At 48.8% G+C, this 25,783-nt stretch carries 19 protein-coding genes and 1 pseudogene; 17 read left to right on the forward strand and 3 right to left on the reverse strand.

Translation table 11 applies throughout. From position 1 onward, the window contains the following. Positions 1 to 194: 194 nt before the first annotated feature. The 16 genes and pseudogenes from MKY59_RS10150 to MKY59_RS10225 all read left to right on the forward strand — a co-directional run. Positions 195 to 3,278, forward strand: coding sequence for a X2-like carbohydrate binding domain-containing protein (locus tag MKY59_RS10150; protein WP_339277391.1), 3,084 nt, complete (start codon positions 195 to 197; stop codon positions 3,276 to 3,278). A gap of 503 nt (positions 3,279 to 3,781) precedes the next feature. Then, positions 3,782 to 5,335, forward strand: coding sequence for a response regulator transcription factor (locus MKY59_RS10155; RefSeq protein WP_236417883.1), 1,554 nt, complete (start codon positions 3,782 to 3,784; stop codon positions 5,333 to 5,335). A gap of 18 nt (positions 5,336 to 5,353) precedes the next feature. Beyond that, a complete protein-coding gene (locus tag MKY59_RS10160) occupies positions 5,354 to 7,126 on the forward strand; it encodes a sensor histidine kinase (protein WP_339277392.1) in 1,773 nt (590 codons plus the stop codon). A 386-nt stretch (positions 7,127 to 7,512) separates the two neighbouring features. Continuing rightward, positions 7,513 to 8,802: an extracellular solute-binding protein gene (locus tag MKY59_RS10165; protein ID WP_339278363.1), complete on the forward strand. Its 1,290-nt coding sequence runs from the start codon at positions 7,513 to 7,515 to the stop codon at positions 8,800 to 8,802. A 145-nt stretch (positions 8,803 to 8,947) separates the two neighbouring features. Then, positions 8,948 to 9,835, forward strand: a complete 888-nt coding sequence (locus MKY59_RS10170; RefSeq protein ID WP_339278364.1) for a sugar ABC transporter permease — start codon at positions 8,948 to 8,950, stop codon at positions 9,833 to 9,835. Beyond that, positions 9,828 to 10,658, forward strand: coding sequence for a carbohydrate ABC transporter permease (locus MKY59_RS10175; RefSeq protein WP_339277395.1), 831 nt, complete (start codon positions 9,828 to 9,830; stop codon positions 10,656 to 10,658). The genes MKY59_RS10170 and MKY59_RS10175 overlap by 8 nt, the downstream gene beginning before the upstream one ends. A 142-nt stretch (positions 10,659 to 10,800) precedes the next feature. Beyond that, entirely contained in the window at positions 10,801 to 13,851 is a 3,051-nt protein-coding gene (locus tag MKY59_RS10180; protein WP_339277397.1) for a glycoside hydrolase family 2 TIM barrel-domain containing protein, read from the forward strand. 275 nt (positions 13,852 to 14,126) lie between these two features. After that, positions 14,127 to 15,239, forward strand: a complete 1,113-nt coding sequence (locus tag MKY59_RS10185) for a transposase (protein ID WP_339278365.1) — start codon at positions 14,127 to 14,129, stop codon at positions 15,237 to 15,239. 211 nt (positions 15,240 to 15,450) lie between these two features. Continuing rightward, a complete protein-coding gene (locus tag MKY59_RS10190; RefSeq protein WP_339277399.1) occupies positions 15,451 to 15,744 on the forward strand; it encodes a hypothetical protein in 294 nt (97 codons plus the stop codon). Between the two features lie 99 nt (positions 15,745 to 15,843). Further along, on the forward strand, positions 15,844 to 16,179 hold the full coding sequence (locus tag MKY59_RS10195; protein WP_339277401.1) for an AraC family transcriptional regulator: 336 nt from the start codon (positions 15,844 to 15,846) through the stop codon (positions 16,177 to 16,179). Positions 16,180 to 16,225: 46 nt separating this feature from the next. Next, entirely contained in the window at positions 16,226 to 17,101 is an 876-nt protein-coding gene (locus MKY59_RS10200; protein ID WP_339277403.1) for a methionyl aminopeptidase, read from the forward strand. Positions 17,102 to 17,356: 255 nt separating this feature from the next. Next, positions 17,357 to 18,292 carry a LytTR family transcriptional regulator DNA-binding domain-containing protein gene (locus MKY59_RS10205; protein WP_339277405.1) on the forward strand — a complete coding sequence of 312 codons (936 nt, stop codon included), beginning with the start codon at positions 17,357 to 17,359 and terminating at the stop codon, positions 18,290 to 18,292. 179 nt (positions 18,293 to 18,471) lie between these two features. Beyond that, positions 18,472 to 19,317, forward strand: a complete 846-nt coding sequence (locus tag MKY59_RS10210) for an ABC transporter ATP-binding protein (protein ID WP_339277406.1) — start codon at positions 18,472 to 18,474, stop codon at positions 19,315 to 19,317. Then, on the forward strand, positions 19,314 to 20,039 hold the full coding sequence (locus tag MKY59_RS10215; RefSeq protein WP_339277407.1) for an ABC transporter permease: 726 nt from the start codon (positions 19,314 to 19,316) through the stop codon (positions 20,037 to 20,039). Before MKY59_RS10210 ends, MKY59_RS10215 begins: the two co-directional genes overlap by 4 nt. A 41-nt stretch (positions 20,040 to 20,080) precedes the next feature. Continuing rightward, positions 20,081 to 22,369: a DEAD/DEAH box helicase gene (locus tag MKY59_RS10220; protein WP_339277408.1), complete on the forward strand. Its 2,289-nt coding sequence runs from the start codon at positions 20,081 to 20,083 to the stop codon at positions 22,367 to 22,369. A gap of 359 nt (positions 22,370 to 22,728) precedes the next feature. Then, positions 22,729 to 22,964, forward strand: a pseudogene (locus tag MKY59_RS10225) (SOS response-associated peptidase family protein); the annotation flags it as partial. Between the two features lie 159 nt (positions 22,965 to 23,123). Here MKY59_RS10225 and MKY59_RS10230 read toward each other — a convergent pair. The 3 genes from MKY59_RS10230 to MKY59_RS10240 all read right to left on the reverse strand — a co-directional run bounded on the left by MKY59_RS10230 (position 23,124) and on the right by MKY59_RS10240 (position 25,278). Next, positions 23,124 to 23,618 carry an arsinothricin resistance N-acetyltransferase ArsN1 family A gene (locus MKY59_RS10230; protein ID WP_339277409.1) on the reverse strand — a complete coding sequence of 165 codons (495 nt, stop codon included), beginning with the start codon at positions 23,616 to 23,618 and terminating at the stop codon, positions 23,124 to 23,126. A gap of 20 nt (positions 23,619 to 23,638) precedes the next feature. Then, complete coding sequence (locus MKY59_RS10235; protein WP_339277410.1) at positions 23,639 to 24,439, reverse strand: arsenite methyltransferase; 801 nt, start codon at positions 24,437 to 24,439, stop codon at positions 23,639 to 23,641. Positions 24,440 to 24,828: 389 nt separating this feature from the next. Then, positions 24,829 to 25,278 (reverse strand): MarR family winged helix-turn-helix transcriptional regulator, encoded by a 450-nt coding sequence (locus MKY59_RS10240; protein ID WP_339277411.1) that lies wholly within the window; start codon positions 25,276 to 25,278, stop codon positions 24,829 to 24,831. 137 nt (positions 25,279 to 25,415) lie between these two features. On the opposite strand from MKY59_RS10240, the gene MKY59_RS10245 reads away from it, so the two are divergent. Further along, on the forward strand, positions 25,416 to 25,742 hold the full coding sequence (locus MKY59_RS10245; RefSeq protein ID WP_339277412.1) for a metalloregulator ArsR/SmtB family transcription factor: 327 nt from the start codon (positions 25,416 to 25,418) through the stop codon (positions 25,740 to 25,742). Positions 25,743 to 25,783 lie beyond the last annotated feature (41 nt).

The following is a 25,783-nucleotide window of genomic DNA, read 5'->3' on the forward strand; positions in this document are numbered from 1 at the left end:
GTCATCGAACACAAGGTTATGAAAGCGCTTAACGATCGAGAATCCATTGGAATGGAGGTGAGGACTGACAGTTACGGAACATTGCCATATCCGTTTCAGAGCGTGCATGAATCTTCCTGGTTCGGTAGGTTGGGAGAGATTGGATTGCCAATGAACGATCGGCTTGGAATATAACGTAGAGGAGGCTGAATGTAATGAAAACGTTTTTAGGAAAAAAACTGCGGATGGCAGGTTTGGCGGTAGCCTTGGCTGCCGGCTCCTTTGCTGCATTGCCTGAAATGACATCTGCTGCCCCGAGTGAGCCGTATACGTGGAAAAGCGTAGTGACCGGTGCGGGCGGCGGATTTGTGCCTGGCATCATTTTCAATGAATCCGAGAAGGACCTCATCTATGCACGGACGGATATCGGGGGCGCTTACCGTTGGAATCCCGAAAATGAGAGCTGGATTCCCCTAACCGATTTCGTTGGTTGGGACGACTGGAACAAAAACGGTGTGGATGCGCTGGCTACCGATCCCGTCGATCCGGATCGCGTGTATTTGGCAGTGGGTACGTACACGAACTCCTGGGACAAAAACAACGGGTCGATTTTACGCTCGACGGATCGGGGCAATACGTGGCAGACCACAACCTTGCCGTTTAAGGTGGGCGGCAACATGCCGGGCCGATCCATGGGAGAACGTTTGGTCGTTGATCCGAACGACAATCGCATCCTTTATTTCGGCGCTCGCAGCGGCAACGGGTTATGGAAAAGCTCGGATTATGGGGCAACCTGGAGCAAAGTAACGAGCTTTCCCAATCCGGGTACTTATGTTCAGGATCCTGCGAACGAATATCAAAGCGACATCGTCGGCCTCGCGTGGATTACGTTCGACAAGTCATCCGGCCATGCCGGTCAAGCAACCCAAACGATCTATGTCGGTGTTGCAGATACGGCACAGAGCATCTATCGCAGCACGGACGGCGGGGCGACTTGGACGGCGGTGCCAGGACAGCCGACGGGGTACTTGCCGCATCATGGCGTGCTTGATGCGGATGGAAGCCTGTATATCACCTACAGCAACGGCGTTGGCCCGTATGACGGAACCAAGGGAGATGTATGGAAACTGAACACATCCACGGGAGCCTGGACCAACATCAGTCCCATACCGAGCAGCAGCGCGGACAATTATTTCGGGTACGGCGGGCTGGCCGTGGATGCCCAAGAGCCGGGCACGCTGATGGTTGCGACGCTGAATTCATGGTGGCCGGACGCCATTTTGTTCCGCAGCAAGGACGGCGGAACGACATGGACCCGCATCTGGGAATTCGACGGTTATCCGAACCGCAAGTTCCGTTATGCCCAGAATATATCTGCAGCACCTTGGCTGACGTTCGGCACGACCCCGGCACCGCCGGAAGTATCGCCGAAGCTGGGGTGGATGATCGGCGATCTGGAGATTGACCCCTTTGATTCAGACCGCATGATGTACGGCACGGGAGCCACGATCTACGGTACGAACAATTTGACGAACTGGGACAATAATGAAAAGATCGACATTTCGGTCATGGCCAAGGGAGTAGAAGAAATGGCCGTCCTTGACCTGGTCAGCCCGCCGAGCGGGGCCCATCTCGTGAGCGGCTTAGGCGACGTTAACGGCTTCCGTCACGATGATCTGGACCAGCCGCCGGCGAAGATGTTCTCCAGCCCCAACTATGCTTCGACCGAAAGCCTGGATTTTGCCGAGCTGAATCCAAGCACCATGGTTCGGGTAGGGAAAGCGGATTATGCGGCAGACCCGAATGCCAAATCCATCGGCTTGTCCTCCGACGGAGGAACGAATTGGTACAAAGCGAACGCCGAACCGGCCGGCACGGCAGGCGGCGGCACCGTGGCCATTTCGGCCGACGGCAGCAAGCTGGTATGGAGCACGTCCGACAAGGGAGTCCATTATTCGTCAACGGGCGGGAATTCATGGACGGCGAGCACAGGTATTCCCGCACAGGCCAAAGTGATTTCCGATCGGGTGAACCCGAACAAGTTTTACGGCTTCGCTGCCGGAAAAATCTATGTCAGCGTAAACGGTGGAGCCGCGTTCAGCCAAACGGCGGCAGCGGGCTTGCCGGTGGATGGCAATGCCGATCTGGATGCCGTTCCCGGGGTGGAAGGCGAGCTCTGGTTTGCCGGAGGTAACGAAGACGGTGGTCCGCATGGGCTATGGCATTCGACCGACTCGGGAGCGAGCTTCGTGAAGCTATCCAACGTTGAGGAAGCCGACAGCATCGGGTTCGGCAAAGCCGCGCCTGGCCGGAATTCCGTTGCGCTGTATGCCGTTGCCCAGATTGACGGAACGCGCGGGTTTTTCAGGTCGGACGACGGCGGAGTAAGCTGGGTGCGCATCAATGACGACGCGCATCAGTACGCCCGGGTAACCACGATTACGGGTGATCCGCGAATTTATGGCAGAGTGTATCTGGGCACCAACGGCCGGGGCATTTTGTATGCCGATCCTGTTGGCGGAAACAACGGCGGAGGAACGCCGCCGGTGTCCCATTCCGGCATATCGCCCCAAACCGCCGAATTTGACCTTAACGCAGACAAGCAGGCCGACATTCCCGTAGCGCTTACCTTGAATGGAAATACGCTGGCTTCGATCCGAAACGGCAATCATGTGTTAGTGCAAGGATCGGATTATACGTTGTCCGGAAACCAGGTGGTGTTGAGCAAAACGTATCTTGCGACGCTGTCTAAAGGCGTGCAATCGCTCGTTTTCCAGTTTAGCGCAGGCAACGACGCCACGCTGAGTGTAACCGTCAAGGATACTACCCAGGTTCCTCTGCCTGAAGGAAGCATTCGAATCGAAATGTACAATGGAACAACGGCCGCCACCGCCAATTCGGTCAACCCGAAGTTTAAACTGACCAACACCGGAACGGGCCCGCTCCAGCTGGCGGACGTAAACATCCGTTATTATTACACCATCGATGGCGAAAAGCCGCTGAACTTCTTCTGTGATTGGGCCACGGCGGGAAGCGCAAATGTGACGGGCACGTTCAGTGCACTGCCTGCGGCTGTGAACGGTGCGGATCATGTCCTGGAAATCGGCTTCGCCCCTTCGGCAGGCACATTGGCCGCAGGACAAAGCACCGAAATTCAGGTCCGGTTCTCCAAAACCGATTGGACGAACTTTACGCAGACGGACGATTATTCGTTTGCCGCAGGGAGGACCGCCTATGAAAACTGGTCCAAAGTAACGGGATATGTGTCCGGCACGCTGCAGTGGGGGATTGAGCCCTAACCGTCATCCGTAGGAGAAGGTTGGAAGAAGTCATGAAACGCCTGATGTTCCGGGCGGAACATGGCTTCTTTTTTTGGGACAACTTGTTGTAAAATAAGCAAAGGGGAGCATGCAGATTGCCGTGTTCCAGAGTCTTCCGGACGGCTCGATCCAATCTTAATCCCATTGCTTAAACGAATATTTTGGGATATAACAAGATGTACCGACTTGGTATCGGATTTTGAACATATTGTAACCGCTAACAGAAACGGAGGCAGCACCAATCTGGGGAATTGAAGTGATCTCCTGAAAGCGTTCTGCAAGAAAGCTGCATCAGAAGCAGAGACCGATCACGGATTGCCCTCCCTGAAAAAAGGGATTCGATAAAATTCGGAGATAACATCGACCGGGAAGATGGTACTGCTCTCGCTGTGGCCCGGTGGGGTTTATCTGTGGTTTTCTATAGCGTAGAAACGAGTATCGCAGAGACATAGAGGAAACACTAGAATAAGGGGGTTGCGATCATGAACCGTTTGTGCAAGGTACTGATTGTGGACGATGAATTTCTCGTAAGGCAGGGCATCAAGCATCACATGAATTGGGAGGCCGAAGGGTTTCAGATCGTGGGTGAGGCTTCCAACGGCGAAGAGGCGCTTGAACAGGTCCGCAGGTTGATGCCGGACATCGTTATTACGGATATTGTCATGCCGGTTATGGACGGCGAGGCATTCGTGCGTACGCTGAAAGCCAATCATCCGCAGATCGAAGTGATCGTACTCAGCAGCTTCAGCGAATTCGAATATGTTCGTTCAACGCTTCAGCACGGGGCCGCAGATTATATTTTGAAACCAAAGCTGGACACGAACGAGTTGTTGGAGGTGCTGCAGCGGACTGCGGGCAAAATTCCGGAATTGCAATTCGAGCCCGCCGAGGAAGGGTGGAGAATCGGCCATTTGATGGAGAAAATGCTGTCCGGGTTCACGCTGGAGGAAGATGCGGAACTGGATGTGGTCAACGAAGCGTTTCCGCATGGGTCTTTTCGCTTGCTTGCGTGTCCGTGGCCCGAAGAATCGCTTCGGCAGGCCGGTGCCTTGACGGGCCGGGAATATGCAGAATCCGGACTGCGGAAATCTTTGCCGGATGCGGTGATTTCCCTCCTCCCCGCAGAAGGGGAAATGCCTGTCTTCATTTTGAATACGGAAGCGTCCCTCGACGAAAGCCTGGTGAAACAGATCAGGCAATTGGCATTGGGTTCGGGGGCTGGTGTGAACGCTCCTGCTTGGGTGCTGACCGACCGTTTTCCGTCCATTCAGCATATGGGAGCCGTTTACCGGGATCGTCTGCTGAAGCTGCTGGAATACCGCTTTTATTATGAGCATCAGGCCATATTGGTAGAAACCGATCTGCCAGCGCTGCATCCTGCCGGTTACCAGTTTAACGTAAACATGTTTGTCCAGCACGTCAGACGGAACCGCACGGAAGCGGCTAGAGAGTATTTAAAGCAATATGCGCAGTCGCTCGGACGCGATTACATCGCGGACGTATTCGAGATCAAGTCCTTTTTGGGCAACCTGATCTTTAACGTAACCATCGCACTGGCGGATCTGGACGTACAGTCCGGTTCGCTTGACGAGAGCAAGTATGCCTACTTCAAAAATGTGGACGGAGCCTCCAGTTTGAACGAGGCGTTGGACGTGCTCGAAAAGTTCATGCTGGAAGTGGAAGAATGCCTGCAAGGCGGCGGGAGAAAACGCAGCGATCCCAATATGAGCATGCTGCTGGAGTATATGCATCAGCATTATGACCAGCCGCTCGGCCTTGCCGACGTCGCCAAGCATTTCCATTTTAATCCATCCTATCTGTCGAGTTATTTTTCTTCCCACCAAAAAGAGGGGTTCAACGAATATTTGAACAAAATCCGGATCGAAAAGGCGGAAGAGCTTCTTCGCAACGGGGATGTCACTATTTCCGAAATCAGCAGCATGGTGGGATATTCGGACCATAGTTATTTTTGCAAAGTATTCAAGAAATTCACAGGACAATCGCCAAGCCGATACCGTCGCAAATTTTGGGCATAACGTCAGAAGGAATGGACTATGAAGAAATGGATGAACGGTTTTTCCCGCCTTGGCCTGTTTCCGAAGCTGATCCTGGTCATGGTCGTCAGCATCGTCCTCGTATCCGTCCTGATCCTGTGGACGACCATTCACATGTCTACCAAACTGTTTACCGAAACGTTCAGCATTACGAATTCGAAGGTGCTCAGCCAAATCAAGGCCAATTTCGAATCATTCAATGATGCGATCGCGGCAGTGTCCAACAACGTCAGCCAAAGCGGGGCGATCCGCGCTTATTTGACCGAAGGGGACGGGGATTCGCTGTCCATGGCCAAATCCTACTACAACATGAGAGAGACGATGGATCGGGTGCAGTCCATCACCGGGAGTTACGAGGTGGGTATTACCATTGGCGGCATCAATGGGCGGACATATTCGACGGACCAATTACAATATACGATGTTCAAGGACGTATTGAAGGACCACCCGATTACGCGTGAGGCGGCAAACACACCGAACCGCATCATTTTTGACGATTTTACGAGAGAGAGCAATTCCGGGACAGAGCAGATGATTTCAGCGACCAAAGCGCTTGCGGACCGTTCTCAGGGCCGCATTTACGGCACGCTCTACGTCACGATGCGCGAGAGCGTGTTTCGCCAGTTCTACAGCAGTTTTACGAGCAGGGGCAATGACGTCGTCATCCTGAACGAAAAAGGCGAGATCGTTTCATCCAACCGTGAAGAATGGATTGGCACGAGGGAGCTGGACTTGCTGAGCCATGCCCGGAGAATATACAATGAAGGCTTGAGCAGCGGCATCAACGCACGGGTGATGGATCAGGACAGCATCGTGTTGTCCGAGTACCTGCCTTTTTACCGATTCTATATCGTCAACGTGGTGGATAAGGAAGAGTCGATGGGTCAGTTGTTGAACATGAAGGCGATTGCCCTGATTTGCGCCGCCATCGTTGCGGTTGCCCTTATCCTTGTATTTCTGATTACCAATCAGATGACCAAGTCGCTCCGCAGGCTGGTCAAACAGATGTCAAACATCACGAAAAGCGATCTGGATAATTACATTCCGGTAAGCGGCAGTTATGAGAGCCGGCAGCTTAGCCATGCTTACAATTACATGCTTGACGAGCTGCATGATTATGTGGACCAGCTGGTCCAGACCCAGCGCGAACAGCGCAATGCCGAGCTGGCCGCATTGCAGAGCCAAATCAATCCGCATTTTCTATACAATACGTTGGCCTCGGTGAAGGTGCTGGTCCAGCAGGGGAACAAGGACCGGGCGGCAGAGACGATCCATGCGCTCATTTCCCTGCTGCAGAGCACGATCAGCGATGCGAGCGAGACCGTGACGGTGGAACAAGAAGTCGAAACGTTGAAAAACTACGTCTTCATCAATCATGTGCGATACGGCGGACGGATCAAGGCAGCCTTCTACATCGCTCCGGATTGCACGCAATACCATGTGCCGAAGCTGGTTATCCAGCCCTTTATCGAAAATGCCTTTTTCCATGCCTTCATCCGTAAAGAAACCGGAACCATTCACGTGATGGTATCGAAGGATGGGGAATCGCTGATCTGCGAGATTATGGACAACGGGGACGGCATTGAAGGATTGACGATGGGCGAATCATTGCCCAATCCCAAAAACAACCGGCAGCTGTTCAGCGGAATCGGCATACGTAACGTGCATGACCGCATCGAGCTGATGTATGGACCCCCATACGGCGTGACCATCATGAGCAAACCGGGAGAAGGAACAAGAGTGACCGTGACACTTCCGCTCATTGGCGGCTAAACCAAACGTATTTATTGCTATAAGGAAGCCGGAAGCCCATTTGCAGAACATGCAGATGGGCTTTTTCTATGGCTTTTATAACAGGGTTTGGTCTTTGGAAGTTTGCGGGTGCATGGTGGAGAACGGATTCGGCAGCCCTTTTTTGCACTATTTTCAGGTGTACAAATTCCAATATCAAAAGAAATTACAAAAAAACAAATTTAATGCAAGCGTTTTCTGGAAGTGCTTTCATTGAGGCGATAGGATGACAAATCCGCACAAAATTATTACTAACGAATAGCGAAAAGGGAATGATAAGATAAATGCATAGAAAGCAAACGCTTTCAAATAACACAAAAATCACTACACATAATGAGGTTAAAGGGGAGTTGAACGGTTTGAAAAAAATGTGGGTATTGATGCTGGTTACCGTGCTGCTGCTGTCCGCATGTTCGTCTGGCGGTGGAGGAGGCAACGCTTCAGGCGGCGAAGGCGGAAAGAGCGCGAGCGAAATCACGATCTGGGCTTGGGATAAAGCTTTCAACGTTGCAGCGTTGAACGAAGCCAAGGCAGCTTACGAGAAACAGAATCCTGATCTGAAAATCAACATTATCGAATATGCGCAAGCAGATATTATCCAAAAGCTGAACACCGGCTTGAACTCCGGAACGAGCAACGGACTTCCGAACATCGTGCTGATCGAGGATTACCGGGCTCACAGCTTCCTGAACGCTTATCCGGACGCATTCAAGGAAATCGGCTCGGCAATCAACGTATCCGATTTTGCAGACTATAAGCTCGGACCAACTTCGGCGGACGGCAAACAATACGGCGTACCGTTCGATTCCGGCGTAGCGGGTCTGTTCTACAGAACCGATTTGCTGGAGCAAGCGGGCTACAAAGCCGAAGATTTGCAAAACATCACTTGGGACGACTACATCAAAATCGGTGAAGACGTCAAAGCCAAAACAGGCAAACAAATGCTGTCCCTGGACCCGAACGATCTGGGTATCCTTCGTATGATGATTCAGTCCGCCGGTTCCTGGTACTCCAAAGAAGATGGCAAAACGCCGGATCTGGCTGGCAACGCCGCTCTGAAAGAAGCATTCGAAACGTACAAAAAAATGATGGATGCCAACATTGTGCGCCTGCACTCCGACTGGAGCCAATTCGTAGCTGGCTTTAACAGCGGCGATGTGGCTACCGTACCGACAGGCAACTGGATTACGCCTTCCATCAAACAAGAGGCTTCCCAATCCGGCAAATGGGCTGTTGCTCCGATGCCGAAAATGGCTGGCCAAGCCAATTCGGTTCATGCCTCCAACTTGGGCGGCAGTTCCTGGTATGTGATGAACAACGTGCCTGGCGCAGATCAAGCCGTTGATTTCCTGAGCAAAACATTCGGTTCCGACAAAGACCTGTATCAAACGCTGCTTAACAACATCGGCGCCATCGGCACGTACAAACCGGCTGCCGAAGGCGAAGCGTTCAACAAAGCCGACGAATACTTCGGCGGCCAAAAAATCTTTGCGGACTTCGCAAAATGGACGACAGAAATTCCTAACGTAAACTACGGCATTAACACTTACGGCATCGAGGACATTCTGGTTGTCGAAATGCAAAACTACCTGAACGGAAAAAGCATCGACGACGTTCTGGCAGACGCGCAGAAACAAGCAGAAGCACAATTCAATTAAGATGATCCACGGTAACTCATAAAACCCAAGGAAGCATCGGAGCCGTTCCACCGTCTGGCAAGCTTACCGCCGACCGGACCTCGGTGGAGGCTCCATGGGTTTTATGCATGTTGCATGGAGAGAGAGGAGCCATACTGTGAAAGCCATGAATACAGGAGACAGTCTCCATAAAAAAAGCAATTTGACTGGATGGGCTTTTATCGCGCTTGCTGCCATTGGGATCCTCGTGTTTTATTTCTATCCGATGATTCAGGCACTGCTCTTATCTTTTAAGTCGGGTGCGGGTGCCAACCTCGAATTTTCGGGCTTGAGCAACTACAAACGGTTGTTCATCGACACCACGTTCCGGACAGCGCTATCCAACACGTTTATTTATCTGATTATTCAAGTACCGATCATGATCATTCTCGGTTTGTTCATTTCCGTTCTGTTGAACGACAGCACACTCAAATTTCGCAGCTTTTTCCGCGTCGCCATCTTCTTGCCTTGCGTTACATCGCTGGTAGCTTACTCTGTGGTATTCAAATATTTGTTCGCACCGGACGGCATGGTGAACCAGTTCCTGATGGGATTGCACATCATCGGCGAACCGATTCAATGGATTACCGATCCGTTCTGGGCCAAAATCACGATCATTATCGCCATCACATGGCGTTGGACCGGATATAACATGATTTTCTATCTGTCGTCGCTGCAAAACATCGACCAATCCATCTATGAGGCTGCCCGGATCGACGGCGCGAATGCCTTCACGCAATTTTTCAAAATTACCGTTCCACTGCTTAAACCGATCATTCTGTTCACTTCGATTACGTCGACAATCGGTACGCTGCAGCTCTTCGACGAAATCATGAATATTACGAAGGGTGGTCCGGGTAACGCCACCATGTCGATCTCCCAGTACATTTACAACCTTTCGTTCAAATATTCGCCGGACTTCGGGTATGCGGCAACCGTATCGTATTCCATCGTTCTGATCATCATTGTGTTGTCCTTTATCCAGTTCAAAGTGGCAGGTGACCGAAATGGCTAAATTGAAAGTGAAACGTTTCTTTATCTATCTGTTCCTGACGATTGCGGCATTTGTGTCGATCTTCCCGTTCTTCTGGATGGTTGTCAGCTCCACCAATGCCTCGGTCGACGTTACGAAGGGAAAATTGCTGCCGGGTTCCTTCTTTATCGAGAACTTGAACAAACTTATGGATGAAACAAACCTGCTTCAGGCGCTCGGCAACTCGGCCATTATCGCCATTGTTACGACGGTGCTGGCTTTGCTGATCGGTTCCTTGGCCGGATACGGATTTGAAATCTTCCGTTCCAAGTCGCGGGATATCGTGTTCAACATCCTGCTGCTGTCCATGATGCTTCCGTTTGCTGCAATCATGGTACCGCTGTACCGCATGTTTGCCAGCATTTCCGGCATTGCGCCGGGAATCGGCATCAACACGATGGCGGCCGTCATTTTGCCGACCATCACAACGGCATTCCTGATCTTTTTCTTCCGTCAAAACACCAAGATGTTTCCGAAAGAAATGCTGGAAGCCGGACGCATCGACGGTTTGACCGAACTCGGCATTTTCCTGAAAATTTATTTGCCAACGATGAAAACAAGTTATGCCGCTGCGGCGATCATCACGTTCATGAGCAGCTGGAACAACTATTTATGGCCGCTCATCGTGCTGCAAACGCCGGATCAGCAAACGATCCCGCTCCTGATCTCCAATCTGGGTTCAAGCTACGCGCCGGATTACGGGGTCATCATGACAGCGATCGTTATTGCGACATTGCCGACGGCCATCGTATTCTTCCTGATGCAAAAACATTTTGTGGCGGGCATGGTCGGGTCTGTGAAATAATGGTATCGTGGCAGCAACCGCTTCCAAGACTGCAGAGAGAGGGGAGAACGCCACTTGTGGCGTTTCTCTGCCTTTCTGTTTGCATGTAAAGATTATCGTTCAAACATGTAATAACTTCAAAAGACGGAGAGGGAGAGAGTCGATGAAAGCAGCACAGGCAGATTTGAAATGGCTCGGCGATGTAAGCGTATTCGAGGTAAACCGTTTGAAGGCTTATTCGGACCATCGATATTATCGAACAATGGAAGAGGCATTGAAGTCGGACGGGATGGACATGCGCTACAGCCTGAACGGCATGTGGAAGTTCAACTACGCGGTTCGTCCGGATTGCCGTCCGGAGCATTTCTATGCAGCCGATTTCTCCAGCGATGGATGGGATGACATTGAAGTACCCGGACATATCCAGTTGCAAGGATACGGCCAAATTCAATACGTGAACACCCAATACCCATGGGACGGCTTGAATGAATTGCGTCCACCGGCTCTACCGGAAGACAACAATGCGGTGGGCAGCTACATCCGAACGTTTCACCTGCCGGCAGGTTGGGGAAACAGCCCTGTATATATTTCGTTCCAAGGTGTAGAGTCGGCCTTTTATGTTTGGTTAAATGGTCACTTCGTCGGTTACGGCGAAGATAGTTTTACGCCATCCGATTTTGACCTGACGCCATTCCTCCAAGAGGGCGAGAACAAACTGGCCGTCGAAGTGTACCAACGGAGTACGGGAAGCTGGCTGGAAGATCAGGATTTCTGGCGTTTCTCGGGCATTTTCCGCGAAGTGTACCTGTACACTGTTCCAGCAGCACATATCCGGGATGTTCGCGTGCGCACAGACCTCGATGCATCCTATTCGCAAGGTACACTGCAGCTGGACCTGAAGCTTGAGGGAGCAGCGGCTGCAGGGGCTCGCGTGGAGGCTGAATTGCGCGACGCACAGGGCAATGTGGTTCAAACGTTTGGTGTGAATGTACAAGATGGCCAAGCTTCCGTACGCAAAGAAATCGGTGAGGTAAATCTGTGGAGCGCGGAAATTCCTTATTTGTATCGTTTATACCTGCGTGTATACGACTCGGCCGGGGAACTCGTTGAAGTGGTGCCTCAAGCCGTCGGTTTCCGCGTATTCGAAATGATCGACAAGGTAATGCACATTAACGGCAAACGAATCGTCTTCAAAGGCGTGAACCGTCATGAGTTCAACCCGCATCGCGGCCGGGCCATCACCAAGGAAGACATGCTGTGGGACATTCGGACCATCAAGCAAAACAACATGAATGCGGTGCGTACTTCCCACTACCCGAACCAAAGTTTGTGGTACGAGCTGTGTGATGAATACGGCGTGTATGTGATCGACGAAATGAATCTTGAAACGCATGGGTCCTGGCAAAAGCTCGGTGCCGTTGAGCCATCATGGGTTATTCCCGGCGACCGGCCGGAATGGTTGGATATCGTGATGGATCGTGCCGTATCCATGGTAGAGCGGGACAAAAACCATCCATCCATTCTGATCTGGTCTTGCGGCAACGAATCCCATGGCGGCGAAGTGATCTTCAAGGTTTCGGAGTACTTCAGAACGTATGATCCGACCCGGCTGGTCCATTACGAAGGCGTTTTCCATGACCGCCGCTTCAATGACACGAGCGACATGGAATCGCGCATGTATGCCAAACCTGCGGATATCGAAGCCTATTTGAACGACAATCCGGAGAAGCCTTATATCAGCTGCGAATACATGCATGCAATGGGCAACTCGATCGGCGGCATGCACAAATACACGGAACTGGAAGACAAGTACCCGATGTATCAAGGCGGATTCATCTGGGATTACATCGATCAGGCCATTTACAAAAAGGATCGTTACGGCAAGCCGTTTCTGGCCTATGGCGGCGATTTCGGCGACCGCCCGTCGGACTATTCGTTCTGCGGGGACGGCATCGTGTATGCGAACCGTCAAGTCACCGCAAAAATGCAAGAAGTCAAGTTCCTGTACCAGAACATCAAATTGTTCCCGGACCGCGGCGGCGTGCGCATCGTCAATGGCAATCTGTTCGCGAATACATCGCAATATGCGCTAACGTATAGCCTGGAGCGCGAAGGCGTAACCGTATTAAGCGGAACATTGGAAGCAGCCGTTGCTCCGGGCGAGGAAGCGTTCGTGGAGCTTCCGCTCGCTACCGAGCAGCTTGCACCGGGCGAATATGCCGTCAATACGGCGTTCGTGCTTCGTGAATCCACGCTGTGGGCGGAAAAAGGGGACGAAGTGGCATTTGGTCAATTCGTGTTTACGCAGGAAGCCGCTGAAGGGGCGTCGGTAACCACTGATCTGAATCAAGTGAACGCTATTCAAGTGGTTGAAGGCGACGTCAACATCGGGGTTCGTGCAGGAAGCACCCATGTGTTGTTCTCCAAAGCGTTCGGAACGCTGGTGTCGCTGAAGTTCTCCGGTCAGGAGACGATTGCCCAAATGCCTGCACCGCTCTTCTGGCGTGCAACGACGGATAACGATAAAGGAACGTCCATGGGCTTTGAGCTTGGGGCATGGTATGCGGCAAGCCTGCTGCCGAAATGCATCGAATGGAAAGCCGAGCAACAGCAGGGTGAGTACCGGATCGAATTTACGTATAAGCTGAATATTTCCACTGAAGTTAAAGCAAAGGTTGCTTATACGGTTCGCGCGGATGGCAGCGTTCTTGTACAGAACACCTATCAAGGAACAGCGGGATTGCCGGATCTTCCGATCCACGCTCTGTCATTCAAAACATCGCCTGAGTTCGACCGTGTACAGTGGCTGGCATTGGGGCCTGAGGAAAACTATGCGGACCGTGCTTTCGGTGCCCGTCTAGGCATCCACGAAAGCTCTGTCGCCGACACGGTAGCGCCTTACCTTGTGCCTCAAGAGTCCGGCAACCGTACCGGCGTACGTTGGGCGAAGCTGACGGATGCGGCCGGACGCGGTTTCCGCATCGAGGCGGCTTCGGCTCCAATCGAGCTGAACGTGTCGCCGTATACGGCTTTTGAGCTGGAGAACGCGCAGCATGCCTATGAACTGCCGCCAGTCCACTACACGGTTGTAACGGTGGCGGGCAAACAAATGGGCGTCGGCGGCGATGACAGCTGGGGCGCTCCGGTGCATCCGGAATACCGCATCCCGTCGGACGGCGAGCTTCAATTCGAATTTGTCATTCGGGCATTGTAATTCGGTTTTGGGAAGTCGGCAATGAATAGAGTTTTGACTGAGAGGTCTCCGTTACGGAGGCCTCTGTTTTTGTTCTAAACCATGAAGCTCCATTATTCATAACTTCGCATGGGCACAAGCGACTTTAGTCGTGTGAGGAACTGCGCTCGGCATAAGGGCTACCATCGGAAGCTCGAAAACCGAATGTCCATGCTTTCTTCATTTGTCATGGAAAATTAACCGTTGTTCACTGGATACCATGTTATACTTATTCCAATAAAAGACAGGTGAATCCGATACCGACCCTTACAGCAAAAATCCAAATCTATGTCCCATCTGAACATACAGACATACTCAGCAAGACCATCCATACCTACTGTGAAGCATGTAATTATCTTTCTGCAATTGTATTTCAAACCAAAGAATTAAGTCAGCGCACACTCAATGACTTGTATTATCGAGAGCTGCGAAGTCGTTTTCGTTTAAAAAGTCAGATGGCGCAATCGGTGATCAAAACCGTCATCGCCCGATATACATCTACTCGATCCAACGGGCACGATTGGAACTTGGTCAAATTCAAACGACCTGAATATGATCTGGTATGGAATCGAGATTATTCTTTGAACCATGATCGGTTTAGCGTAAACACACTAAACGGACGAGTGAAGCTCCGCTACAAAAAACAAGGAATGCAGCACTTCTTTGACGGCACGTGGAAGTGGGGTACGGCCAAATTCGTGTATAAACACAGGAAATGGTTCCTACATATTCCCATGACCAAAGAGTTTGAATTAGGTTTTACGAATGTCAACCACATTGTAGGCATTGACCTCGGAATCAATTTTCTGGCCACAACCTACGACAGTCAAAGCCGGACCACGTTTTATCCTGGACGAACGGTGAAACACAAACGTGGCCAGTATAAGGCCTTACGCAAACAACTCCAGATGAGGCAAACCCCATCGGCTCGAAAACGACTCAAACAAATCGGTTCAAGAGAAAACCGTTATGTTACGGATGTCAACCATCAAGTAACCAAGGCACTCGTTGAAACGTATCCGAAGGGGACCCTTTTTGTGATCGAAAATTTAAAGCATGTTCGTTCCGCTACTGAAAAAGTATGTGTTCGCCATCGGTATGTGTCGGTATCCTGGGCATTTCACCAATTCCGTGAAATGTTGGAGTATAAAGCTCAACTGAACGGGCAGCGCGTCATCGCAGTAAACCCTAAATATACTTCTCAAGCCTGCCCAAAATGTGGACATATTGAACGAGCCAATCGAAACAAAAAGACACATACCTTTGAATGCCGAACCTGCCACTATCGTTCGAACGATGACCGAATCGGTGCCATGAATCTGTACCGCAAAGGAATCGAGTACATCGGTACAGTTACAGCAGGAGTATAACTCTTGGCGAGGTCAACCGTCCTGATGTTCCAACACACTAAGGTAGGAGCACTGTGTGCGTTTGCACTACCGGTTAGGAATAAGTCTAAAAGGCTTGTGCAAAACGCAAGCACTGTCTACGAAGTAGGCAGAGACAAGCTCGTGACTTTAGTCATGAGTTGTTGCCATGTTATTATCAAGAGGTGGAAATATACTGGGAGGAGGATGGAAGATGGACATGATGACGATTTTGGCGTTTGCTGGCATTTTCGTGATGTTTGGGTTCTATGCTCTCGCTGGTTATTTTCTAATTCCATTCATTTCAAAAAAAGCGTTCAAACGTCCGTTGGATTTTTATCAGATTTTGCAAATCATTATACTTATAGCCATCATCGTTCAGGTTGTGCAAGCGATCTTGTATGGGGGATGGAGAAATTTGGTCACCTCTACAGGAGTATTATTGCCGTTAATGAGTCTGATCCTGGCCCTTCGCATGAGGAAGCGAAACGGAGTGCCAAAGGGCTGAGGTGCTGGCATGCCAAAAACAAACCGCGATATCATTATTGCAACTTAGATCAGGAAACTCGCTAAACCCGTTGATATAATGAGTTGGGGAGTGAGGGAAATGTCAATTCAAACGATGGAATCGATGGTTAAATGGGTCGACGATAACGTCATGCAGAACCCGTCATTGGAGAACATGTCCTCATATGTAGGCTATTCTCCGTACTACTGTTCCTCCAAATTTCGCGAATTTACTGGAATCACTTATAAACAGTACTTGGCTAAACGAAAGCTGCTTTGCGCGGAACAACTGCTCATTTCGACCGAGGATAAAATATTGGATGTGGCACTAAGGTGCAATTACTCATCACCAGAAGCTCTGGCAAGAGCCTTCATTAAAGTATACAAATGCACGCCGACGCAATACCGGGAACGCTATAAACAGAATAAATGTTAAACCAGTAATTCACTCACTCCTAAATTACAGATCAGGGAGTTTAAGAATGATGGATGAAATCGGCAGAAATAATCCGTGCTGGTGCGGAAGTGGACTGAAATACAAGAAATGCCATGCCCAGATTGAAGATCGGATGACTAGTTATGCTCTAAAAGGATACAAAGTTCCCGCTCGCCATTTACTGAAATCCGTATCCCAAATCCATGGCATTCGGGAAAGTGGCAAGATCAATACGGCTATTCTGGATTATATCGGCGATTTTGTGAAGAGCGGCATCCATACCGAAGAAATCAATCGACTGATTCACGAAAAAACGATCGAACTGGGCGGCACGCCGGCACAATTAAATTTCAACGGATATCCCAAGAGCGTTTGCGTATCGGTCAATGACGTTGTATGCCATGGCATTCCTTCAGATAAAATGGTGTTAAAGGATGGGGATATCGTAAATATTGATGTATCTACCTTATATCATGGCTTTTATTCCGATTCCTCTCGCATGTTTTGTGTCGGTGCCGTATCCCCCGAGAAACAGAGGCTTGTGCAAACCACGAAAGAGTGTATGGAATTGGGAATACAGGCCGTGAAGCCATGGGGATTTCTTGGTGATATCGGGCATGTCATCAACGAACATGCAAAACATCAAGGCTATTCCGTGGTGAGGGAACTCGGAGGGCATGGCATCGGCTTGCAGCTGCATGAGGAGCCATGGGTGGGACATGTTGGCAGAGCTAATACAGGCATGTTATTAGTACCAGGTCTTATTTTTACGATAGAACCGGCCCTGAATGTAGGAAGCGCCAAAGTATATACGAGCGAGCAGGACGGATGGACGATGTATACGGCAGACCAAAAACCCTCCGCACAGTGTGAAAGCATGGTCTTGGTTACTCCTGATGGCTGTGAAGTGTTGGCTTGGTAATCCACAAATAGAAGCACGTCGAAACTTGAGAATCCCCCTTAGAATAGACATTGGACCCCCTGGGTTAACCGATGAAATTTCAGGGGGTATTTTTGGGCAGAAGTATAGATGTATTCCATCGCATTGAAAAGGGAAGCCATTCGTCTTTTGTCATGACATATTTGCTGTTGGATTCTCTAATAGAAACTGACAAAAAAGGATTTCGACAGTATAATTGTTTTGAATATCCTATACGGCACTGACCTGGAGGACGGCATGCAATTTCAACCAATCTATGATGATGGGAAAGTACTTTTACCGAAGATCGAATTAAATATGGCATCGGACCAAGCGATTGGCATCATAACGGACTTGAAGCGAAAGCAGCTTTTCATCAATCAACTCGTGGACCATTCCCAATATTACATATTTCGAGCCGGGCAAAATGAATACATACGTTTAACGGTGGAAGAACTGATCCATTTTTTAATCCAAGTATCGGAGAGCAGCGAGCGTGTTGCTTTGTTACTGGATTATTTTACTTTAAAAGAAGAACGAAAAGTAAAAATCAAAGATTTAAGCTCATCTAAAAGGATGTATGTGACCTTGCTGCGCGTCTTTTTTGCGCATCAGCCTACACTTGTCCTGGAGGAACCTTATTTTTACTTGGAGGAAGAAGACCGTCGTCATTTTAAACGGATTTTGGATGACCTTTCGAAACAAAAGCAGATTTTAATGTTAACTTCGAACTTAGAGGATGCCATGATTTCCTGTGACGCCATTTATCGATGGAACGAGCTCGGTTTTCATCCATTGGATATACGGGACTCGGAAGAGGATAAGCAGGAAGCACAGGAACAAGATCGAGCCAATATCACTTTGCAAAAGATTTATACGAAAAGAAATGACAAAGTGATTTTATTTGATCCGCCTGAAGTCGATTACATCGAAAGTATGGATGGTTCGATTGTTGTACATGTAGATGGAGAAAGTTATATTTGTGCTTTGACGCTAACCGAGCTTGAGCAGAGATTGAACCATTTCGGATTTTTTAGGTGTCATCGATCCTACATCGTTAACTTGCAAAAAGTGAGAGAGATTATTACATGGACGAAAAATAGCTACAGCTTGCGCTTAAACACAGGTAAAGATGCGGTGGTTCCGTTATCCCGTTCCAAATTGCAGGAATTAAAAGCGCTGCTTAACATTTGAAATGTTTGCGAAGCAAACATCACTTCGTATGCCTATATCATTTCCGGGGCAATAATCGAACCGATCAAGCATTCCGGGGTACCATTCAGGCGATAAAAGCTACATTTCGGCGGGTTTTGATGGCTGACGGCATGCCATCTTTATATGCTTAAGGCATCAACGCTAAGGAAGTGGTGTTCATGGACGTGATTCAAGTGGAACATATTCGAAAGAGATTTGGAAATAAGGATGCGTTATCAGACGTGTCCTTTTCCATTCCGAAAGGAGAAATTTTCGGTTTCCTCGGTCCGAGCGGTTCGGGAAAAACGACATTAATCAAGATTTTGACGGCGCAATTACATCCGACAAGCGGACGGGCAAGTGTGTTTAACGAGCCAGCGGAGATGATGCAGCAGTCTGCACAGAAGATGCGCTTTGGCATATTAACGGATAACAGCGGACTGTATGAGAGATTAACGATTGAGGAAAATCTGGAGCTGTATCGTAAGTTATACGATCTTCCTAAATCCTCGGTCGATAAGGTTCTGCAGTTTGTAAACTTAAGCGGAGAGCGCAAGAAGAAAGTCAATCGCTTATCGAAAGGGATGCGCCAACGTGTCATGTTGGCATGCGCGGTGATCCATGAGCCGGAATTGTTATTTTTGGATGAGCCTACTTCGGCTTTGGATCCGGTAAACTCGGCACATATTTATAAAGGCTTACGCAGCTTAAATGAGAAAGGCACAACGATTTTTTTAACCACGCATGATATGGCTGAGGCAGAATGGCTATGCAACCGTGTAGCGATTTTGCATCAAGGACGAATCCAAACCATCGGCTCGCCTAAGGAGCTTAAAAAACAGCATCGGGAAAACGTACTTTGTGTGGACTTAATCAATGGAGAAGCTTACGAGCTCCCGATCAATGAGGGAACGGCTGATCTAATCGCAGACTGGATGAAACAAGGGTTCATAGATCGTTTGGAAACGAAAGAGCCGAATCTGGGTGAGATCTTTATTAAAATGACAGGAAGTGAGCTGCTGTGAGTATCTCATTAAAACGTGCGCGAGCGATATTTGTGAAGGATTACAAAGAGTTTTCACGCAATTATGCGCTCTCCATTATGTTGATTTTCCCTATTATTCTCGCGCTTCTTATCCGTGGTGTAGACTCGTCTTTGCCTTTAGCTTCCGTGGCTGGAACTTTCGCTACCGTTCTTAATCTTTCGTTTGTGTTGCTGACCTGTTTCGCCCAAGCATGCTTGATTGCGGAAGAAAAGGAGCGTAACACTTTACGATCATTAATGATGACTCCAGCCACGGCCCTGGACGTTTTAGTCGGTAAAAGCAGTCTGGTCTTTATCATGTCTGCTGTCGTTCTGGCTGTTTCTACGTATATATTCGGCTTTGTGCCAGCTAGTATATGGGCTTTTGCAGCGGCCGTTATTCTTTCGATGATTCTATACATCGCGGCCGGAACGATCTGCGGCTTATTTTCCAAGACACTGCTGGATGCATCGTTATCCATCCTTCCTGTGGCGTTCATATTCACCGGGGCACCATGGGGTGTATTTTTGGCGGATGATTATCCGATCTTCAACGTACTGGAATATGTTCCAAGCAGTCAGCTGGTGCATTTGCTGGGTATAAGCGATACAGGCTTTGCGACGGGAGATGTATTAAAACCCCTCCTTATTATTTTGATATGGACAGTTGCATTAACGATTGTGTCTGTCGTTTTGTATCAACGAAGATTAAAGGATGAGTAGAGTAAATTCGCGTATTTCTACGAAGGAGGGATCCATTTCCGATGAATGCAGCCGTCAAGTTGATGCAAAAGCTCAAAGACCGCGTTACCCGGAACAAGTTGAAGTTCTACCGGGATCAAGTGGAGCTTATCAGGAACCGGAATTTACGTGCATGGGACGATGGGCAGCTTCAAGCGGAGTCCCTCCGGCTGCGGAAAGAAGCACAATCGGGCACGCCTTTAGATGAGCTGCTTGTCGATGCTTATGCGTTAGTGTGCGAGGTGGCGCAGAGAAAGCTCGGATTACAGCCTTACGATGTGCAGATCATGGCTGCCATCGCTCTGCACGACAGATTTTTGATCGAGCAGCATACCGGTGAAGGGAAAACGCTCTCTGCGGTTATGCCTGCTTATCTAAACGCGTTGACCGGCAAAGGCGTTCATGTGCTGACGTTTAACGATTACTTGGCAAAACGGGATGCGGAGTGGATGGGCCCGATCTATCGTTTCCTCGGGTTAACGGTCAATTCGGTCCAAGCAGGCATGAGCCTGTTCGAGAAACGGGAAGCCTACGCCAAGGATATCACCTATGTTACGGCTAAAGAGGCGGGATTCGATTATTTGCGGGACACGATCGCGCTGAGCGAAGCCGATACCGTACATCGTCCTTTCCACTACGTCATCGTCGATGAGGCGGACTCCCTGCTTCTTGATGAAGCGCGGGTGCCGCTAGTCATTAGCGGCGATTTGGAGGTTTCCGAAAGTGAGGGCATTCTTTTCGCAGAAGTGGCCCGGCAGCTGCAGCCTGCAGAGCATTACGACTTCGACGAGTTTCGGCGGAACGTGTACTTGAATGATGCGGGTGCTGCGAAAGCGGAGATGCTGCTGGGATGCGGTAATTTATACGACAGCCGTAACAGCCATTTGTTGACGTCATTGAATTGCGCGCTGCATGTGGAGTCGTTACTAAAAAAAGACGTCGATTACATCGTTCGGGACGGTGAAATCGAGCTCATCGAAGAATATACCGGCCGTGTGGCCGAGAACAGGTATTTGCCGGACGGGCTGCACGCCGCGCTTGCCGCCAAAGAAGGGCTGGAGTGGAAAGCCGGCGGGAAAGTTCTCGGGACGATTACCATTCAACACTTCATTAGCCTGTATCCGGGCATTTGCAGCATGACGGCTACAGCGTACGCTTCCGCAATGGAGTTCAAAGATATTTATGCGCTGCGGGTCGTGCAAATTCCGCCGCATCGACCCAACATCCGGATTGACCACCCGCACCGGATTTATACCCATAAAGAAGCCAAATATAAGGCGCTTGTACAAGACATCGCGTCTGTCCATAGGGTGGGACGCCCTATTCTTGTGGGTACATCAAGCGTCGAGGAGTCTGACATGCTGGCCGAGGCGCTGGCGGTTGCCGGCGTGCCATGCCATGTTCTGAATGCGAAAAACGATGCGAAAGAAGCCGAAATCATCGCCAAAGCGGGAGAAATCGGCGCCGTAACGGTGTCTACGAATATGGCGGGACGCGGCGTCGACATTCGGCTCGGCGGCGGCGATCCTGCACAGGCCGAAGTGGTCGCCAAGCTGGGCGGGTTGTATGTGATGGGTACGCATGTGAACGAAAGCGTGCGAATTGACGACCAGCTGCGCGGACGTTCCGGCCGCCAGGGCGACCCGGGAGCTTCCGTATTTTATATAAGCCTGGAAGACGAGTTATTGCTTCGCTTCGGCACCCATAAAGCAGTTCGCGTTCCCAGGCAGGATGAGGCCCTTGAAGATCCGGCGCTCCGCAGCCAAATTACCCATATTCAGCGCGTGATTATGGGCCAGAACTTCGATATCCAGCAGGAACTGAACGCTTATTCGGATATGGTGGAGGATCAGAGGCGAATGTTATACGCGGAGCGGCTCCGCATTTTGAAAGGTGAGCTGCCGATGAGCCCTTCGGAGCAGCGGGTACGGCTTTTTTATATCGACGAGTTCTGGGCCGAGCATCTGGCATTCGTTTCTTACCTTCGCGAAAGCATCCACTTGGAGAGCCTTGCCAGCCGCAATCCAATCGACGAATTTCATGCACAAATCACTCAGGCTTACGAGCAAATTCCGGCTAAAATCAATCAGGAGTCTGCGAATATGCTTCGCAGGCTCGCAGGTTCAAATGATCCGGCGGAATGGGAAAAGCTCGGTCTGAAAAGCCCTGCCTCTACCCGAACCTATATGATCAACGATCAATACATCCAGAATAAGCGCAGCTCATGGACCGGAACGACCGTATTCGCGTATTTGGGCCGCAAGATTTTGAGGCTGGTGCTGTGGCCGGTATACAGGCTGTCGAAATATTGATGGACGGTAAAAATCAAAAAAAAGCCGATTTTACGTTTTCGTCAACAGCATTCCGATTGATAGCTCGAAGCGATTCAAACGTTGTATGAAAAGACAGGACGCATGATCGGAGCCAGCGGAGGGGATTCTCCGATTGAAATAATTATGTAGAGTTGTAGGGGGACGGAAGGATTATCCGGACGGAACAGCCGTGGAGTTTATGTTTGAGTGAAGGGGTACATATTTACCCGGATACAAGCCATGGTCAGAATGCGGAACTGGACAAAGTCGGGGTTATTACACATCCCAGTTTTCGAGCATTTATATCGTCTCAAAGGAGGCTTCTATGTGCGGTAGATTTACGATAACTGATCCGATACATGGCGGCCGTGGCTGATAGCTTTGAATATAAGCAGAATTACAATGCGGCACCCATGCAGTATGTTCCGACAATCATAAGGGTAGCAACGGAAATCGGCTGGGGTTACGATGGGGCTTAGTACCTTCCTGGGCAAATGACGACAAGATTGGAAACAAGATGGTCAACGCTCGAGCTAAGACACTTGCAGAAAAGCCGGCTTTCAAACTTCCGGTCGGTAACAGGCGTTGCATTGTATTATGCTCGGGATTTTTTTATTAAATGTCAACAAAATCTGTTTTAAAGTATTTGTGATGTACTATCAGATAAAATGTATAACATTTGAAAACGACTTTTCTTCAAATTGAAAAAACCCCTAGATTACCTAAGGGCTTTTCCTCATACCTCGAACCAAATCTATAAGAGTTTCTCCATAATCATAACGTCAACAAACTGACCATCTACTTTCCCTTGCTTCTCCAGTACACCAACATTCCGATACCCGTTCTTGCGGTACAACCCTTGACCATTTGCGTTAGAGGGGAAAGTGAACAAAACGATTTTATAAAAGTTATTTTGTCGAGCTACTTTTTCTAAATGAGGCAAGAGAACACTTCCCACACCCTGACCTCTATAGTCCCGGGCTATATAGATCGACAGATCAGCAACCCCGGCATAGGCACACCGGTGAGAATAGGGATTGAGTGCGGCCCATCCAACAACTTTACTTTCTTTCTCTGCAACCAAAACAGCATATCTCCGTGTATGCTCTTCAAACCATTTTTCCATATATGCTATATCTTTTGGTTCCATCTCTAAAGTTGCAATACGGTCCTCAATCCCCTCATTGTATATACGGAGGATGTCTTCAATATCATCGGATACTGCTTCCCGAATGGTTGTTGCACTCATCACATTCAACCTCCAGATGTCTATGGTTTAATGGCTTTAATCACTGCTGATACGATGTACTGATCTATGTTTGCCCCTGGAACCCAGTCTTTGATAAATGATTTCGATTCGTCTTTAGGTTCAATCGAGATGTCAGTAAAACCACTTTGTTCGAGTAGTTTTTCTATTTCCGTGATCGATGAAGCGCCAGAAATACAACCCGAATACAACTCGTTAATGTCATTTTTTATTTCAGGTGGAAGTTCCGCTGTAGTGACGATATCCGAGATAGCTAGACGACCTCCGGATTGAAGCACTCGAAATGCTTCATTGAATACCTGTTGTTTATCTGGCGAAAGATTGATGACACAGTTAGAGATAATAACATGAACAGAGTGATCTGCAACAGGAAGGTGCTCAATTTCACCTAGCCGGAAATCGGTATTTGTAAAATTACCTTTAATGGCATTATTACGTGCCCGGCTAACCATATCCGGTGTCATATCTACTCCAATGACTTGACCGTTTTCTCCGACTTGACGAGAAGCTAAAAAGCAATCGAATCCGCCACCGCTACCTAGGTCCAATACGGTTTCTCCAGGCTTCAGAGCTGCAATAGCTTGGGGATTTCCACATCCTAACCCCAAATTGGCTCCTTCAGGAACAGCAGTAAGTTCTTCATTTGAATAACCTAGCTTTGAAGAGATCGTATCAGAATCGGATGGTGTCTCACAGCAGCTTTCTGGCTGACAGCAAGAACTCGAACCCACTTCTTTCACAGCAATTTGTTGATATCGGTTGCGGACATTTTGACGAATTTCATCATTGGTAGGTTTTTGCATGATCAAACACTCCTTTAGATTTAAAGTTTGTATGCCTATGTAATCCAATTAGCAACAAGGTACAGGTTCGCAGCAGACTGTGGAATGTAGCTCCTGACGAATAGACAACCTTGGGAATCGCATCGATGTATTTCTGGATGGCATTGCTGACCATTTCCATGCATTACGAGCTTTCTTCTCTAAACCCGTTTGGTGTGCTTTCATCATGTACTCTGCAACATAAATGTTCTCATGCATTGTTTTTTCCTCCTAAGAATTTGTTTATGTTAAACGACGATGCTATAAGTACCCGCCTAGTCTTTTGACAACGAATATGGCATCTGCCCTTACACGCGAATATTTTGCTCCCTCATTATTTGCATTTTGCAAGTAAAAATGTTTAAAATTTTTTACCCTGTTATAGGGTTACAACATTTATCGGACTTGGCCATGGCCTCATTCATCAGTTTGATGGAGCGTATGACCATATCTCTTTCAAACTCGCTCATAAAGGAAAAAACCTCTTCTAAATAAGCATTCATTTGCTGGTCTATCGTCGTTGCTACAAACTTTCCTTCAACCGTCAACGAGAGGGTATAGACTCTGCGATCAGAAGGATCGGGTGTCTTTTGGAGTAAATTCATTTTGATTAAAGACTGTACTTGTCTGCTGAACGTTGTAATATCCGTACCTAGTGTTTCAGCAATTTGTTGCATCGATGGATTATGTTGACGATCCACTTCATAAAGGATATGACTTTGTACAGGTGAAATATCATTACCACCAATGCTGCAGCAATATTTGTTGAGTAACCCGAATCGTCGAGTCATCATTTGAAATAGTTCTCTAGTGTTTTCCATGTCCATTCACCTCTGGTTTAGTTATATAATAATTAATTGCAATTTGCAAATTTTTTTTTATTCACCAAAAGTATTGCTTTTATTTTTATGCTTCACTACTATATAAGCATATGCTTATATGCAGGGAGTGATCTTTGATGGAATCCATTCATGACGCTGCTGAAAGGCTGAAACTCTTAGGAGATAAAACTCGTTTGACGATGTTATCTCTCATGAAGGAGCGAGAGTGGTGTGTTTGTGAATTTGTTGATATCTTGGAGATTTCCCAACCAGGGATTAGTCAACATCTACGCAAGCTTAAAGCTCAAGGCATTGTGAAAGAAAGCAAACGAGGACAGTGGGTATACTACTCCTTAAATGTCGAAGACAAACCTTATATACAAGATGTGCTCAAGCACATGCCTGACAGCAAAACTATACTTTCCGATTTAAATAAAGAAGGGGTTGTATCCGTTTGTCGGTAAACGGTACTCCCTTGGCCTTTATATAAGCATATAATTATATA

The sequence above is a fragment of the Paenibacillus sp. FSL W8-0426 genome, from assembly GCF_037969725.1.
GTDB lineage: Bacteria > Bacillota > Bacilli > Paenibacillales > Paenibacillaceae > Paenibacillus > Paenibacillus hubeiensis.

Excerpts from the sequence above, each read along its gene's own strand:
- MKY59_RS10190 (WP_339277399.1), top strand. The coding sequence starts at position 15,451 with ATGGACATGATGACGATTTTGGCGTTTGCTGGCATTTTCGTGATGTTT.
- MKY59_RS10210 (WP_339277406.1), top strand. The coding sequence starts at position 18,472 with ATGGACGTGATTCAAGTGGAACATATTCGAAAGAGATTTGGAAATAAG.
- MKY59_RS10180 (WP_339277397.1), top strand. The coding sequence starts at position 10,801 with ATGAAAGCAGCACAGGCAGATTTGAAATGGCTCGGCGATGTAAGCGTA.
- MKY59_RS10160 (WP_339277392.1), top strand. The coding sequence starts at position 5,354 with ATGAAGAAATGGATGAACGGTTTTTCCCGCCTTGGCCTGTTTCCGAAG.
- MKY59_RS10200 (WP_339277403.1), top strand. The coding sequence starts at position 16,226 with ATGATGGATGAAATCGGCAGAAATAATCCGTGCTGGTGCGGAAGTGGA.
- MKY59_RS10170 (WP_339278364.1), top strand. The coding sequence starts at position 8,948 with ATGAATACAGGAGACAGTCTCCATAAAAAAAGCAATTTGACTGGATGG.
- MKY59_RS10165 (WP_339278363.1), top strand. The coding sequence starts at position 7,513 with ATGTGGGTATTGATGCTGGTTACCGTGCTGCTGCTGTCCGCATGTTCG.
- MKY59_RS10155 (WP_236417883.1), top strand. The coding sequence starts at position 3,782 with ATGAACCGTTTGTGCAAGGTACTGATTGTGGACGATGAATTTCTCGTA.
- MKY59_RS10235 (WP_339277410.1), bottom strand. The coding sequence starts at position 24,439 with ATGCAAAAACCTACCAATGATGAAATTCGTCAAAATGTCCGCAACCGA.
- MKY59_RS10205 (WP_339277405.1), top strand. The coding sequence starts at position 17,357 with ATGCAATTTCAACCAATCTATGATGATGGGAAAGTACTTTTACCGAAG.
- MKY59_RS10175 (WP_339277395.1), top strand. The coding sequence starts at position 9,828 with ATGGCTAAATTGAAAGTGAAACGTTTCTTTATCTATCTGTTCCTGACG.
- MKY59_RS10150 (WP_339277391.1), top strand. The coding sequence starts at position 195 with ATGAAAACGTTTTTAGGAAAAAAACTGCGGATGGCAGGTTTGGCGGTA.
- MKY59_RS10195 (WP_339277401.1), top strand. The coding sequence starts at position 15,844 with ATGTCAATTCAAACGATGGAATCGATGGTTAAATGGGTCGACGATAAC.
- MKY59_RS10245 (WP_339277412.1), top strand. The coding sequence starts at position 25,416 with ATGGAATCCATTCATGACGCTGCTGAAAGGCTGAAACTCTTAGGAGAT.
- MKY59_RS10230 (WP_339277409.1), bottom strand. The coding sequence starts at position 23,618 with ATGAGTGCAACAACCATTCGGGAAGCAGTATCCGATGATATTGAAGAC.
- MKY59_RS10220 (WP_339277408.1), top strand. The coding sequence starts at position 20,081 with ATGAATGCAGCCGTCAAGTTGATGCAAAAGCTCAAAGACCGCGTTACC.
- MKY59_RS10240 (WP_339277411.1), bottom strand. The coding sequence starts at position 25,278 with ATGGAAAACACTAGAGAACTATTTCAAATGATGACTCGACGATTCGGG.